Source organism: Soonwooa sp. (assembly GCF_030151385.1).
In the GTDB taxonomy this organism is placed as follows: Bacteria; Bacteroidota; Bacteroidia; order Flavobacteriales; family Weeksellaceae; genus Soonwooa.
Genome location: NZ_JASLDS010000045.1, coordinates 83,936 through 98,193 on the forward strand (window position 1 = coordinate 83,936; position 14,258 = coordinate 98,193).

The window sequence follows — 14,258 nt, forward strand, 5'->3', positions numbered from 1 at the left end:
ATGGAAACACAAAAGTTTAGTTATGACAATAGTATCGTAAAAGCTTTTTTGATTGCAACTGTAGTTTTTGGCTTGGTTGGATTCTTACTTGGGCTTACTGCGGCACTAATGCTTTTTTATCCGGAACTTCCTGAATATTTCTTAGGAACGGACGACCTGACAATTGCCAGTCTCAAGAGTGGGGATATGCAGGGATTAATCAACTCACATGGGGCATTTGGGTTCGGAAGAATCAGAATGTTGCACACTAGTGCTGTGATTTTCGCGTTCGTATGTAACAGCTTCTTTGCTGGGGCATATTACTCGATGCAACGACTTCTAAAAACAAGAATGTGGAGCGACACGTTGTCATGGATCCACTTCTGGGGATGGCAGATTATGATCGTCTCTGTAGTCATCACATTCCTTATGGGTATTAACACTTCTAAGGAATATGCCGAGCACGAATGGCCTATTGACATTTTAATTACGGTAATCTGGGTGATTTTCGGTATTAACATGTTCGGGACAATTGCCAAGAGAAGAGTTAGACACTTGTATGTTGCTATTTGGTTCTACTTGGGCACATGGGTTGCCATTGCAATGTTGCACATCTTTAACAACCTTGAGGTTCCTTTAACAATGTGGAAGTCTTATTCTATCTATTCTGGTGTTAAAGATGCATTGGTACAATGGTGGTATGGTCACAACGCTGTGGCTTTCGTATTAACAACGCCTGTATTAGGTTTGATGTATTACTTCTTACCAAAAGCTGCTGACAGACCAGTATTCTCATACAAACTTTCGATTATCCACTTTTGGTCATTAATTTTTGTATATATCTGGGCTGGCCCTCACCATTTACAATATACATCTTTACCAGCATGGGCTCAGGCCGTAGGGACTGGTTTCTCAATTATGCTAATCGCACCCTCTTGGGGTGGTATGCTTAATGGTCTATTGACATTAAGAGGAGCTTGGGATAAAGTAAGAGAGAATCCAATTCTTAAATTCTTCGTTGTAGCCGTAACTTGTTATGGTATGGCAACTTTTGAAGGTCCGCTTTTAGCAACAAAAACTTTAAATAAAGTTGGGCACTTTACAGACTGGGTAATTGGTCACGTACACTTAGGAGCTCTTGGATGGAATGGTTTCATGGCATTCGGGGTTATCTATTACTTGGTACCAGTAATGTGGAGAACAAAATTGTGGTCTACGAAGATGGCTAACTGGCATTTTTGGTTAGGTACATTTGGTATCATCTTCTACGCTGTGCCATTATACATTTCAGGATTTACACAAGGTTTGATGTGGAAACAATTTAACCCAGATGGTACTTTAGTTTACAAAAACTGGTTAGATACTGTTACAGCAATTCTTCCTTATTATAAAATGAGATTTGTTGGAGGTTTATTCTATATCTCAGGTGCAATCTTGATGGTAGTTAACTTAGTTAAGACGGCAAAACAAGGTTCATTCCTTAAAGAAGTGCCTGCTGAGGCGCCTGCATTAGTAAAAACGGTTAAAGGAAGAAAACAAGGCGAAACCTTCCACCTTTGGTTGGAAAGAACACCTTTATATTTCACAATCGGAGCTTTCGTTGCTTTAGCTATCGGAGGTATGATCGAGATTTTACCAACAATATTTGTGAAAAATAATGTCCCTACTATATCAGCGGTTAAACCTTACAGTCCATTAGAATTAGAAGGTAGAGACATCTATATTAGAGAAGGGTGTAATGCTTGTCACTCTCAAATGATTAGACCTTTCCGTGACGAAGTTGTTAGATTTAACGGTAAAAATGGACAATACTCAAAAGCTGGAGAATTCGTATATGATCATCCATTCCTTTGGGGATCTAAGAGAACAGGTCCAGACTTACAAAGAGAAGGTGGTGCAAGACCAGATTCTTGGCACTTCAAGCATATGTATAACCCAAGATCAACTTCGGCAGGATCTATCATGCCACGTTATCCTTGGTTAATTGCTGGTACTTTGGACAGAACGCACACAAAAGCGAAACTAGAATTGATGAAGAATGCATTTGATGTTCCTTATACTAAGGCTCAAATCGACTCTGCTGATTCTTGGATGAATAACCAAGCTGCTAAGATTGTTAAAAACATCTACTCTGAAGCGGCTGACGTTAAAGATCAATTTGCTAAGCAACAACAAGCGCAAGGTGCTAGTTTTGTTCCATTGGAAAAGAGAGAGATTACCGCTTTAATTTCTTACCTACAAAGATTGGGTACAGACATTAAAACTACTGAAGTAAAAACTGCGAGCAACTAATAATAATTACGAATGATTCCGCAAAGTTTTAAAGATATTGTATCGAGTGTTGAACACGCTGGCTTACTAAATACCATTTCAATGATTTTATTCATTATATGTTTTTTAGGAATTACACTCTATGTGTTTAACAGACCAAAAAAATTCTATCAAGAAGAGGAAAATGCTCCACTTAATGATGGACTTGACATTGATGACAACAAGGACAATAAAGACAAAACTTCGCATTAATACATTTTACGATCATGAAAAGAAGAACACCCGTATATATTAATATCCTTATTGTTTTAGGATTATTGCTTGTCGTATTTTACATGTTTGCACAATCTTCAGATTTCTTTAAAACAAAGTATTTCTGGGCTGCAGCATTGGTAAGTATAATCGTTGTATTTATCCAAGGAGCGATTGGTGACCTAATTGAAAATGAAAAATTCAAAAAGCTAACAGAGGAAGAGAAAAAGCTTTACTTAGCAGAAACTAAAGTTCCTTATTTCCAATATTTGTGGAACTCAGCTTCTAAAAAGCAAACAGCTAAAGAAGAAGAAGACATTCTTATTGACCACGGTTTCGATGGTATCATGGAGTTGGATAATCAACTTCCAAAATGGTGGTTAGGTCTCTTTTACTTTGGTGTTGCTTATTGTATTCTTTACCTTGTTTCATTTAGTTTTACAGATTTTGCCCACCCAGATGTTGAATACAACATAGAGCATAAAGAGCAAATTGCTGCAATTGACGAGTATAACAAAAGTGTACCTCCAGTAACTATCGAGACGGCAGTATTCTCAGAAGATAACGTAGCAGAAGGAGAACAGATCTTTAATACAAACTGTACAGCTTGTCATATGGATGCTGGTAAAGGTGGTATTGGTCCTAACTTAACTGACAATTTCTGGATCAACCAACCGGAAAAAACTTTATACAAAAGTATTTTCCACGTGGTGTACAATGGTAGCCCACATAACCCAACAATGCAAGCTTGGGGTAAAAATGGTGTATTAACTGGGAAAGATATCGAAAAAGTAGCGGCTTACGTATATCACATTAACCAAGAACAAGCACCTATTACAACAGCACAAGGCGGCGCAGCACCTCAAGGTACTGAGGCGCATTGGGAGAAATAGATTTTTAACAAAACATACTAAAAGAGATTGTCAAGATGTATCGGTTCAATTATTGCAAATGAGCTGATATACGAAAAGAAACTTCGTTTTTTTTTCAGGGCAATCTCTTTTTCTATTTATAAATGAATGATATGAGCAACTCTAACAAACCTGACATTGGAGGCCAAGGCCAAATAATAGAGGCAGAAACATTTAGAGATTCTGTCGGGACAATGGACAATACAGGGAAGCGTAAATGGGTCTTCCCGCGCAAACCAAAAGGAAAATACACCAACTATAGAAATATTGTTAGCGTTATCCTTTTAATTATTCTTTTTGCTATTCCTTTTATTAAAATTAATGGCAACCCATTTTTGATGATTAATATTATAGATCGTCAATTCTTTATCATTGGACAACCTTTTTATCCACAAGATTTTTTCATACTTGCATTAGGAGCTATCGGCTCTTTGGTATTCATTATTCTTTTTACAGTTGTTTTTGGTCGAATATTTTGTGGATGGATCTGTCCTCAAACTATTTTCATGGAAATGATTTTCAGAAAAATAGAATACGCCATCGAAGGTGACAGAAACAAACAAATCCGTCTAGATCAACAAGCGTGGAATACTGAAAAAATATGGAAAAGAGGACTTAAATGGACCATCTATCTCATTATTTCTTTAATCATAACACACATTATGTTTATGTATGTTGTAGGATACAAAGAAGTATTCAAAATCATGCAAGAAGGACCATTCGCACATCCTACCAATTTCTTGGTGATGATTATGTTCACAGCGGCATTTTATTTTGTGTTTGCTTGGTTCAGAGAGCAGGTTTGTACTTTAGTATGTCCGTACGGAAGATTGCAAGGTGTACTGATTGATAAAGAAACCATCAATGTTTTCTACGATTACCACCGAGGCGAAAACCGTTCGAAATGGAAAAAAGGAGAAGATCGTGCTGCAGCTGGCAAAGGTGATTGTATCGATTGTAACCAATGTGTAGTTGTCTGTCCAACTGGTATCGACATCAGAAATGGTCAACAGTTAGAGTGTATCAACTGTACTGCTTGTATAGATGCTTGTGATGAAGTTATGGAAAAAGTTGGCTTGCCAAAAGGCCTTATTCGCTACGCATCCATCAATCAAATTGAGAATAAAGAGAAGTTTAAATTCACTAACAGAATGAAAGCTTCCTCAGTAATATTAGTTTTATTGACCGTATTTTTAGGTTTCTTACTTTACAATAGAGGAACAATGGAGGCCAAATTCTTGAAACCTCCAGGATCAACATATTTCGTAAGAGATGGACAAATTACCAATACCTATAATTACACATTCCTAAATAAGTCAAACGAAACCAAAACCGTTATGATTAAAGTGATTGATCCTCAAAATGGGACAGTTTCTTTAAGTACAGGAAACAAGATTGTTTTGAAAAGAGATATGATGATAAAAGGTACCATTAATGTGAGCTTCCCAGAAAAGCAAATCACCCTATCAAAACAAAACCTAACCATCGGTGTTTATGATATGAATGGTAAACTTTTGGACTCGTTCAAGACTTATTTTGAAGGACCGTTTAAGTTTCAATTTTAAAAATTAAATATGTTAAAGAAGTTATCGTGGGGACATGCAGTGGTAATAGCTTTAGGTAGCTTTATTGCATTTATTTTATATTTAATTCTCATCTTCCCAATGGGAAAACAAAATGCAGAGATGATCTCGAGTAACTATTATGAAGAGGAATTGGTCTACCAAGACGTTATCGATGCTAAAAAAAGAGCCATGGAATTGGAAGCGCATCCTGTCTATTCACAAGACAAAGATGGAATAAAACTTCATTTTCCAGCAGAACGAAAAGTACACAAGAAAGAAGTTGACTTTGTCCTATTCCGAACAGATGACTCCAATCTTGACATTAAAAAAGTGGAATACCTAGATGGCACTAATTCTTTGCTAATACCAGCAAAAGTTTTAGTACCAGGATCTTATACTTTAAAAACAAAATGGAAAGAAAATAATCAATTGTATCAAATTGATTATGATGTATTATGGAAATAGCATTGCTTTTTTCAGCATTATTTCTAGGATTTGCGTCGGGCTTTCACTGCATTGGCATGTGTGGTCCGATTGCTCTTTCCATGGGTTTAACGCGCGAACAAAGAATTAATTTTTACCTCCAAAATCTAACTTACAATTTTGGAAGAGTCCTAACCTACTCCATTCTTGGTGCCATTATCGGTATTGTTGGTGAAAGCTTCAACTTTGCAGGTTTACAAACAAAACTGAGTATTGCTGTTGGTGTGCTATTAATTTTGATGGCTTTTTTCTCTTTTGGAGGAAAAGACTTTGCTACCAAAATACCTTTTGTCAACAAAGCTTTATTACAGGTTAAAATAAAGCTTTCGAAACTGCTTACAAAAGCAGATCTCAAGTCAAGATTCACAACGGGTTTGTTAAATGGACTTTTGCCTTGTGGTATGGTCTATATGGCACTCACAGCTTCCATTGCAGCAGGTGGTATTTGGCAAAGCGCGCTGTATATGTTTTTCTTTGGATTAGGCACATTTCCATTTATGTTCGCTGTTGTGGTAATCGGAAATTTTTTAAACCAAAGTATGCGCCTTAAAATCGTAAAAATAGTTCCTATTGTTATGATTATATTAGGCGGTCTATTTATCTTACGCGGATTAGAATTGGGAATTCCTTATCTATCTCCGAAAAAAGAAGCCTTACAAATTAAACATCACAATCATGGTGCAGATCCTAACGATCATACCATGTGTCATTAAATAAAAAAACTCCCAAAATTTGGGAGTTTTCTATTTAAAATAAATTTCAATTTTAGAAATCGATATCAGCAGTTTCTTTTCCTTTTTGGAAATTGACTGTCTTTAGATTTCCTTTGTACGATACGTTAACAATATTAACTTGTTTTGGATATACGTTTGTCAAAATCGAATTTTTAATCTTCAAACTTGACACGTCGCTAACACCAGCTGCCTCGTAATACACGAAAACAGATTCGCCGTTAACTTGGCTTCCAGTAAAGGTTAACACCTTGTTGCTACCATTAACAGCAACCGAAACGTTGTTGTTAACATACTTTTTAACCTCCGCATCAAAACCAGCAGTCTCTGGGTCAATTCCTATCGCTTTTGAAATATGAGAAGTGTTGAGTTTTGTTGTAAATTTTAAGGTTTTACTACCCTCCACAAATTCCACTTTCGTCATTGACGAGAACATTTCGACTCCTGTAAAGCTCATCGCAATTAACAGGAACAAAACCCCAAAAATGTTGAAATACTTTTTCATAACAATTGATTTTTATATTTAGCTCAAATTATATGCCATCAACCAACTTCTAGAAGTTAACGTTAACCGAATATTTGTCATAGAATGCTTTAACATGCGCCACGGCATCATCAGCGGTATCTACCACACGGAATAACTGCAAATCTTCTTCGTTGATGAGTTTCTTCTCCAATAAGGTATTCTTGAACCAATCCAAAAGACCACTCCAAAAATCGGAACCTACCAATACAATTGGGAAACGACCAATCTTTTTTGTTTGAATTAAAGTTAAAGCTTCCATCAACTCGTCCAAAGTTCCGAAACCTCCTGGCATCACAATAAAGCCTTGTGAATATTTGACAAACATTACTTTTCTAACAAAGAAATAATCAAAATCCAAGTTGTAACCTTTGTCAATATACGGATTAAAATGTTGTTCGAAAGGCAATTCGATGTTTAGTCCAATCGAACTTCCATGACCAAAAGCACCTCTGTTCCCTGCTTCCATAATACCTGGACCACCACCAGTAATAACACCAAAACCAATTTCGGTGATTTTTTTGGCAATTTCGCTCGCCATTTTGTAATAGTAATCGTCTTCTTTCAAACGAGCCGAACCAAAAATAGACACACAAGGTCCTATTCTACCCATTTTTTCGTAGCCATCTACGAATTCTGACATTACTTTGAAAACCATCCAACTGTCTTTGGTAATGGTTTCGTCCCAAGTTTTTCTACGAAAACTGTCGTGTAACTTTTTATCTAAGTCTTGATTATCGTCAATCATAAAAATAATTTTTCTGCTTCTACAATAGATTCTGGTTTTCCAACATCAATAAGATTTGCGTGATGCTCGTAACCGACAATCTTTTCTGTCATCATCATATCGAGATACTCTTCCATGATGGAGAATTTTCCTGTTCTTTTAATCTTATTAAAAATCCCCGAATTAATGCAATGGATACCGCTAAATGCCAATTCCTTAAAACCTACATTAGTACTCGCCATTCGTGTTTCTCCAGTCCCGACATTCATCCAACCTTTCAAAATCATGTCCTCATCGAAAAATAATTTTCGAGAACTTTTTCTATCCGAAACCGCTAAAGTAACAAAATTATGAGATTCTAAATGTGACTTAACAAAATCCGAAATATTAAGGTCTGTAAGAATATCCGCATTCATAATGAGGAAATCTTCTTCTGATGATAAAAAGTCTTTTGCAAAAACCAAACCACCGCCAGTTTCCAAAAGTGCATTTCGTTCATCCGAAATTTGAATATTGGCACCAAAGTAATCTTTTAATTTTAAAAAATCAAGTATTTGTTCTCCAAAATGATGAATATTGATAACAAAATCATTAATTCCGTAAGATTGCAAATATTTAATATTTCTTTCCAGCAAAGGGATTCCGTTAACTTCAGCCAAAGCTTTCGGATGCGAATTGGTGAAAGGTTGCAGGCGTGTTCCTTTTCCTGCGGCAAAAATTAAAGCTTTCATCAGATTAGTTATTTATTAAGTTGTGGCTGCTCGTCATGATTAATCACAACTTCGACTTCTGGATATTTTTTTTTAATAAACGCCGCAATTTTAATCGCCGAATATACCGAACGGTGTTGTCCACCTGTACATCCAAAGTTGATTTGCAAATTCTCAAAACCTCTTGCCAAATAATCGTCAATGTTGATGGACACTAGAGATTTAATAGCATTAAGGAAATCTGGCATTTTTGTTTTGTCCTCCAAATATTCTTGCACCGCAATATCGTTTCCGGTTTGCACTTTGTATTCCTCGATGCGTCCAGGATTTAGAATACCGCGACAATCGAACACAAAACCGCCACCATTACCTGAATTATCTTTTGGGATTCCGCCTTTTTTATAGGAAAAACTATGGATTTCAACTTTTAATTTATTCGCCATTTTATTTTAATTTTTGTAAAAATAGTTTTTTTAATAGGCTTTACGAAAAAGAAATGATGTAATTTTGCAGCATTAAAAGCATATCTTCTGCAAAACATTGCATTGTAGATATTTAACAACAATTTTGTATATTCGACTTTTAACTGAAAAAACATAAATATGAAAATCTTTCGTTACTTTTTATTTGCAAGTTTATTACTTGTAATGTCTTGTAAAAAAACCAGTGTTGACGGCTCCAACAGAAAAGATTTCCAAGAAAGTATCAACGATATGGCTTCGTCTTTGACGACTTTACAGCAAATCAAATTCAACGAAGCTTTATATATTCTTAAAACATTTGGCGTAGAAGCCGATGGCGACATTGCAGAAATTGAAGCTTTAGGAAAACTTTTGAATGGTAAAAAAGTTCCTGAAATCTTAAAAATGGCTGACGAAGTCGCTCAAAAAAATAACATCACTTGGTCTAGCACAGCGCCACCATCTTTGGGAACGATGAATATCTTTGGCAACGAAAAAGCTTCAGAAGTTGACCCTAACGACATCACGGCAAGCGCTCTTAACATCATTGTAAAACCAGCTTTGTCTGACAGCATTAGTGGACCAAAAGCCTTTGTTGTTATTCCGCAATTGGTGGACCAAAAAGGAGAAAAAATCAGCTTTACAGGAGCAGGTCTAGAAACAACGCTAGAAGTATACAGCAACGGAAACAAATTACAAACTGCAAAAAACCTAATGCAGGACAATAACTTCAAAGGTTTCACGGTTAAATATGCTTCGCTTCCACAGTCGAGTATTGTTGATAACAAACTTGAAGTAAAAGTAAGTGTAAAAACGGCTAAGAAAGTTTACCAAATGATTAAATCGGGTATCGAATTTAATCCTCGAGCTATTGTACAAGCTGTGCCAACAACGCCAAGCGAGCCAACTGACCCAACTTTGGTTGACCCTAATAATCCAGAAACACCTACAACTGGTACAGAAACTCCTACCACTGGCACAACTCCAACGACAACGCCAGCTGCGCCACCAACACAACCAGCAAAACCTGCAGGAGATCCAAAATCAACGGTTTCAAAATTCTTGAGTAATCTTAATTCTCAAAACTATAAAGCAGCTTTTGACAATGCGGACAATCCTGCTTGGGGAAGTTATGACAAGTTTTCGAATCCAACTTCAGGCTTTGGTTCGGTTAAAAGTGTTAAAGTAAATTCAGTGTCAGCACCAGTTACAAAAGATAATGCATCGACAATTAATGCCAACTACGATGTAACAGACAAAGATGGTAATGTTACTTCACTTAATGTTACTTATGGTCTTAAGTCCACAGCTAATGGTTGGAAAATTACAAGCTACAAAATCAATTCATCTAAAAAACAATAATTAAATGGCATCTTCGGAGCTTATTCACGATTTAGAAAAAACGATAGACAATATCCCAGATTTCCCAATTGAGGGTATTCAGTTCAAGGATATTTCACCAATATTTTTACAACCAAAACTTTACGAAGAGGTTATCAAAGACTTTGCAGACTATAGCCGAGGCAAAATCGATGTTGTTTGCGGTATCGAAAGTCGTGGTTATCTTTTTGGGATTGCGATTGCAGTGGCATTAGAAGTTCCTTTTATTTTAATTCGTAAAAAAGGAAAACTTCCACCACCATTTATTGGTCAAGTTTATGACTTAGAATATGGCACTTCGGAAATCGAGATGAAAACCGACCAACTAAAAAAAGGACAACGTGTACTAATCCACGACGACCTTTTAGCAACGGGCGGCACTACAGAAGCAGCAGCCAAATTGGTTGAAAAGCAAGGCGGCATCCCAGCACAATTCAGTTTTCTAATTTCTTTGGAAGGTCTTAATGGTTCCGAAAAACTAAAAAAATTCAACGCAGACATTTATTCAATTTTAAAATATTAATCTATAAAACGCAGTTTTTTTGCATATCAAGCAGAAAGCATTAAATTTGCATTTCGATTATCTAAAAAATATGGCAGACTTAAATAAAAAACAAATCGAGGAAGGTAAAGAAACCGTAGAGTTTTTTAAAGACTTAGACCAAAAAGCATTCGATGTAGAACAAGGTCTAGAAAAGCATTCTAAGACAATAGGTATTGTTTTTGGAGTTATTATTCTAGCAGTTTTAGGATTCTTTGGTTACAAGCAATTTATCGTTGGACCTCAAAACCAAGAAGCAACTAAATCATTCTTAACAGCGCAAGCTAACCTTACAAAAGGTGACAACGACTTAGCTTTAGGAGGAAAAAGCGCTGCTAACCCAGGCTTTGTAGGTACTTATAACGAATATTCTGCAACAGACGCTGGTAAGCTTGCTGCTTATAACGCTGGTCTGATTGAGTTCAAAAAAGGAAACTTCCAAAAAGCTTATGACATGTTGGACAAGTTCAGCAGCGACAATAAGACTTTAATGGCGATGAAGTATGGTGCGATGGCAGATTGCTCTTCTAACCTTAACAGAGCTGACGATGCTCTTAGCAACATGGACAAAGCAGTATCAGCTTCTAAAGATGCTTTCACTGCCTATTATTTTACAAAAAAAGCAGGTGTTTTGGCTTTAGCGCTTAACAAAAAAGCAGAAGCTAAAAAATACTTTGCAACAATCGATGAGAAGTATCAAGATTACGACAACGGTCAATCTGATGCTTATATTGAAATGACTAAATATTACTAAAACATGGCAACGGTTAATCTTTCAGATTACAAGCCACTCAGCCTATCCAATGCCGATGAATATTCAATCGGCATTGTTGTTTCGGAGTGGAATGATTTCGTGACTTTCAACATGCGCGATGGCGCAATAGAAGTACTTCAAAAAGAAGGCATTCGCAAAGAGCACATCAAGGTATTCTACGTTCCGGGCGCTTTCGAGCTTAGCTTTGCAGCGATGCAAATGTGCAAATCCAACCGTTTTGCGGCGGTTATCGCGATTGGCTGCGTTATACGCGGTGAGACGCCTCACTTCGACTACGTTTGTTCGGCGGTGGCGCACGGTATCAAAGACTGCAACGTCCTTACCAAAACCCCAACGATTTTCTGCGTTTTGACGGACGACACCAAAGAGCAATCTATTGCTAGAAGTGGCGGTGCATTGGGCAACAAAGGTATTGAAGCAGCTGTTACAGCCATCAAAATGATACAGTTTAACAACAAAGTATAATTTTAGGAGCAAGACCATTTGTCATTCTATGGACTATTGGTCCCGCTGTCCGCACTCGCTGTAGTAGCCAAGGCATTTCCAAAGCTTTACAACGAGCTCAAACAAATGCTTCCATCGGGGCTATAATAGAAGAATTTCGGCATTCTAACAATAAAATACAATGTAGGTTTTTTACCTACATTTTTTTTGTAATTTTATCACATAAATTTTCAAATTATGAAATGGACTAACGATAGAAGCGACATGGTCGACGACCGCAGAGGCACTGGTGGCGGTGGCGGACTGCTTGTTGGCGGCGGACTGGGCACATTAATTATTGCTGCCATAGTTTTCTTCTTAGGAGGCGACCCCTCAGCAATATTAGGAACAGCGGTTAACTCGGCACCACAAACCGAAAAACGCGACCTTACACAACAAGAACTTCAAGTTCGTGAGTTTGTGAAAATGGTAACCGGCGAAACCGAAAAAACATGGACACAAATCTTCCAACAAAACGGAATGACTTATAGAAAACCCCACGTTGTACTTTTTGAGAACACCACACAATCCGGATGTGGTACGGCAGAATCTGCAATGGGACCATTCTATTGTCCTGCTGACGAAACCGTCTATATGGACATGAGTTTCTTCAAAGAACTACAACAACGTTTTGGCGCCAAAGTAACCGAATTTTCGATTGCTTATGTTATGGCGCACGAAGTTGGTCATCATGTCCAAACCCTCCTCGGAACAACCCAAAAGGTCGACCAACTGCGACGAAGCGGACGCTATTCGGAAGCGGACCTTAATCGTGTTTCGGTTGCAACAGAATTACAAGCAGATTTCTACGCTGGCGTTTGGGCAAAACAAACCGATTCCCGCGAGCATATCCTAGAACCTGGTGACATCGAATCTGCTGTTAGTGCAGCGGCTGCCGTTGGTGATGACAACATCCAAAAAAGAGCCACAGGAACAGTTAATCAAGAAGCCTTCACACACGGCTCTTCTGCCCAACGTGTAGAATGGTTTATGAAAGGTTACAACACAGGCGATATTCGCCAAGGTGATACCTTTAATGCTTTATTGAAGTAAAATTCACATTAAACATACACAGCTCCAGATGCACAATCTGGAGTTTTTTTGACTTTTCTTGTAAGAATTCGACAAAATAAAAAGACTTGGAAAACGACTTTTATTTACAAAAGATAGCAAAAACCAAAGAATTGAATATCCAAAGTCGCCAAAATCGCAGTCAAAAAGTTAAAAATCCCATAAATAAAGCCTTACAGCATCATTTTTATTGAAAAAAAATTGGGAACATTAAAACAAAATTTTATATTTGACGCTCAAATTAAAATAATTTACAATGAAAGAACTTATTGAAAAGATCAATGTAGAAATCGAAGCTTTCAAAACTGATGCTAGCTTACAAGAAGAAAAAGGAAACAAAGCTGCAGGAGCAAGAGCTAGAAAATCAGCTTTAGAATTAACAAAACTATTCAAAGAATTCAGAAAAGTTTCTGTTGAAGAATCTAAAAAGTAATTTTTTGAATCTATCAAGTTATAAAGCCCTCGGATGAGGGCTTTTTTTATCTTGAAATAAAAAAGCTTTTACACTTCTAAAAATTTTTCTCATAACTATTTTAAGACGATTATACGACCTCTAAGACTTGGGATTTTGATTTTGATGCATCTGGACAAATTCTGAGGGAGACATATTTGCAACTTGTTTAAAGACTTTCGAAAAAAGACTATGAGAAGAAAATCCGGCTTCTTCCGCTAAAGATGATATTTTATAATTCGCAAGCCTCTTATCTTCTACTAGTCGTTTAATAATATTATTAATTCTTAATTCATTGATATAGGCATTGAAATTTTTGCCTTTATGTTTGTTGATGATTTCGGAAAGATATTGCGTATTGGTCCCCAATAAACCAGCGAGCGACGCAAGAGATATTGAAGGGTTTGTATATTTATTCCCCCGTTCAAATCGGCAAAGCTTCTGCAAAATAATAGTTTCCAATTCGTTAGAGATTGTCTGCTTTTTCACAAGCACTTCCTCTTTTTCAATTTCTTGATTTTCGATCTCAACAAAATCTTCTTCTTTTTCGGAGTCAATCTTAAAAGCGTTATTTTCTAGTTGAGCTTTTTCATCAGTTAATTTTTTAATGATAGCTTCATAACTCTTCTTCTGATTTTTAGAAACCTTTCTTTGTCTAAAATAATAGAACAAAATACCTCCAATAATTATTAATCCGGTTATAATAATATATGTATTTTGAAGTCTTGACTTTTTTTGCAATTCAAGTCGCTTATCTTCAATTGTCTTTATGGATGTGTTTACATTAGTGAGCTCTTCTTGCGTCAAAAAGGTTCTTACTTTGTTGTATTTGTTTCTATATTCTTGCGACTTTACATTATCTCCTTTTAGTTTATAAACGATTGAAAGAAGATTGTATGCTTCATATAACGCGGAATTTGTAGTAGTTTCAAGATATGGAAGTG

At 36.6% G+C, this 14,258-nt stretch carries 17 protein-coding genes; 12 read left to right on the forward strand and 5 right to left on the reverse strand.

Annotated features, from left to right (window positions below):
- From ccoN to Q1V95_RS07970, 6 genes are all read left to right on the forward strand, one after another.
- Positions 1-2,271: a cytochrome-c oxidase, cbb3-type subunit I gene (gene ccoN / locus Q1V95_RS07945; RefSeq protein WP_300672487.1), complete on the forward strand. Its 2,271-nt coding sequence runs from the start codon at positions 1-3 to the stop codon at positions 2,269-2,271.
- A gap of 81 nt (positions 2,272-2,352) precedes the next feature.
- Complete coding sequence (locus tag Q1V95_RS07950) at positions 2,353-2,502, forward strand: hypothetical protein (protein ID WP_300672489.1); 150 nt, start codon at positions 2,353-2,355, stop codon at positions 2,500-2,502.
- 14 nt (positions 2,503-2,516) lie between these two features.
- Complete coding sequence (locus tag Q1V95_RS07955; RefSeq protein ID WP_300672491.1) at positions 2,517-3,395, forward strand: cbb3-type cytochrome c oxidase N-terminal domain-containing protein; 879 nt, start codon at positions 2,517-2,519, stop codon at positions 3,393-3,395.
- 131 nt (positions 3,396-3,526) lie between these two features.
- A complete protein-coding gene (ccoG, locus tag Q1V95_RS07960) occupies positions 3,527-4,978 on the forward strand; it encodes a cytochrome c oxidase accessory protein CcoG (RefSeq protein ID WP_300672493.1) in 1,452 nt (483 codons plus the stop codon).
- A 9-nt stretch (positions 4,979-4,987) separates the two neighbouring features.
- On the forward strand, positions 4,988-5,443 hold the full coding sequence (locus tag Q1V95_RS07965; RefSeq protein ID WP_300672495.1) for a FixH family protein: 456 nt from the start codon (positions 4,988-4,990) through the stop codon (positions 5,441-5,443).
- The gene (locus Q1V95_RS07970; protein WP_300672497.1) at positions 5,434-6,174 is read left to right on the forward strand and encodes a sulfite exporter TauE/SafE family protein; all 741 of its coding nucleotides are present in this window, start codon (positions 5,434-5,436) and stop codon (positions 6,172-6,174) included. The genes Q1V95_RS07965 and Q1V95_RS07970 overlap by 10 nt, the downstream gene beginning before the upstream one ends.
- A 52-nt stretch (positions 6,175-6,226) precedes the next feature.
- On the opposite strand, the gene Q1V95_RS07975 is transcribed toward Q1V95_RS07970, so the two are convergent.
- The 4 genes from Q1V95_RS07975 to Q1V95_RS07990 are packed head-to-tail and all read right to left on the reverse strand — an operon-like array spanning position 6,227 to position 8,595.
- Positions 6,227-6,697: a DUF6702 family protein gene (locus Q1V95_RS07975; protein ID WP_300672498.1), complete on the reverse strand. Its 471-nt coding sequence runs from the start codon at positions 6,695-6,697 to the stop codon at positions 6,227-6,229.
- Between the two features lie 49 nt (positions 6,698-6,746).
- A complete protein-coding gene (locus Q1V95_RS07980; RefSeq protein ID WP_300672500.1) occupies positions 6,747-7,463 on the reverse strand; it encodes a TIGR00730 family Rossman fold protein in 717 nt (238 codons plus the stop codon).
- Positions 7,460-8,173 carry a sugar phosphate nucleotidyltransferase gene (locus Q1V95_RS07985; protein WP_300672502.1) on the reverse strand — a complete coding sequence of 238 codons (714 nt, stop codon included), beginning with the start codon at positions 8,171-8,173 and terminating at the stop codon, positions 7,460-7,462. The genes Q1V95_RS07980 and Q1V95_RS07985 overlap by 4 nt, the downstream gene beginning before the upstream one ends.
- 8 nt (positions 8,174-8,181) lie before the next feature.
- Positions 8,182-8,595 (reverse strand): RNase adapter RapZ, encoded by a 414-nt coding sequence (locus Q1V95_RS07990; RefSeq protein WP_300672504.1) that lies wholly within the window; start codon positions 8,593-8,595, stop codon positions 8,182-8,184.
- Positions 8,596-8,754: 159 nt separating this feature from the next.
- Between Q1V95_RS07990 and Q1V95_RS07995 the strand changes: the two genes are divergently transcribed.
- From Q1V95_RS07995 to Q1V95_RS08020, 6 genes are all read left to right on the forward strand, one after another.
- Positions 8,755-9,975: a hypothetical protein gene (locus Q1V95_RS07995; RefSeq protein WP_300672506.1), complete on the forward strand. Its 1,221-nt coding sequence runs from the start codon at positions 8,755-8,757 to the stop codon at positions 9,973-9,975.
- A gap of 4 nt (positions 9,976-9,979) precedes the next feature.
- Positions 9,980-10,516, forward strand: a complete 537-nt coding sequence (locus tag Q1V95_RS08000; RefSeq protein WP_300672508.1) for an adenine phosphoribosyltransferase — start codon at positions 9,980-9,982, stop codon at positions 10,514-10,516.
- 70 nt (positions 10,517-10,586) lie between these two features.
- Positions 10,587-11,288, forward strand: coding sequence for a tetratricopeptide repeat protein (locus tag Q1V95_RS08005; protein WP_300672510.1), 702 nt, complete (start codon positions 10,587-10,589; stop codon positions 11,286-11,288).
- A gap of 3 nt (positions 11,289-11,291) precedes the next feature.
- Positions 11,292-11,774: a 6,7-dimethyl-8-ribityllumazine synthase gene (gene ribH / locus Q1V95_RS08010; RefSeq protein WP_300672512.1), complete on the forward strand. Its 483-nt coding sequence runs from the start codon at positions 11,292-11,294 to the stop codon at positions 11,772-11,774.
- Between the two features lie 216 nt (positions 11,775-11,990).
- A complete protein-coding gene (locus Q1V95_RS08015) occupies positions 11,991-12,845 on the forward strand; it encodes a neutral zinc metallopeptidase (RefSeq protein WP_300672514.1) in 855 nt (284 codons plus the stop codon).
- Positions 12,846-13,119: 274 nt separating this feature from the next.
- Positions 13,120-13,296, forward strand: coding sequence for a histone H1 (locus tag Q1V95_RS08020; RefSeq protein WP_300672516.1), 177 nt, complete (start codon positions 13,120-13,122; stop codon positions 13,294-13,296).
- A gap of 120 nt (positions 13,297-13,416) precedes the next feature.
- On the opposite strand, the gene Q1V95_RS08025 is transcribed toward Q1V95_RS08020, so the two are convergent.
- On the reverse strand, positions 13,417-14,121 hold the full coding sequence (locus tag Q1V95_RS08025; RefSeq protein WP_300672518.1) for a helix-turn-helix transcriptional regulator: 705 nt from the start codon (positions 14,119-14,121) through the stop codon (positions 13,417-13,419).
- Between the last annotated feature and the right edge of the window lie 137 nt (positions 14,122-14,258).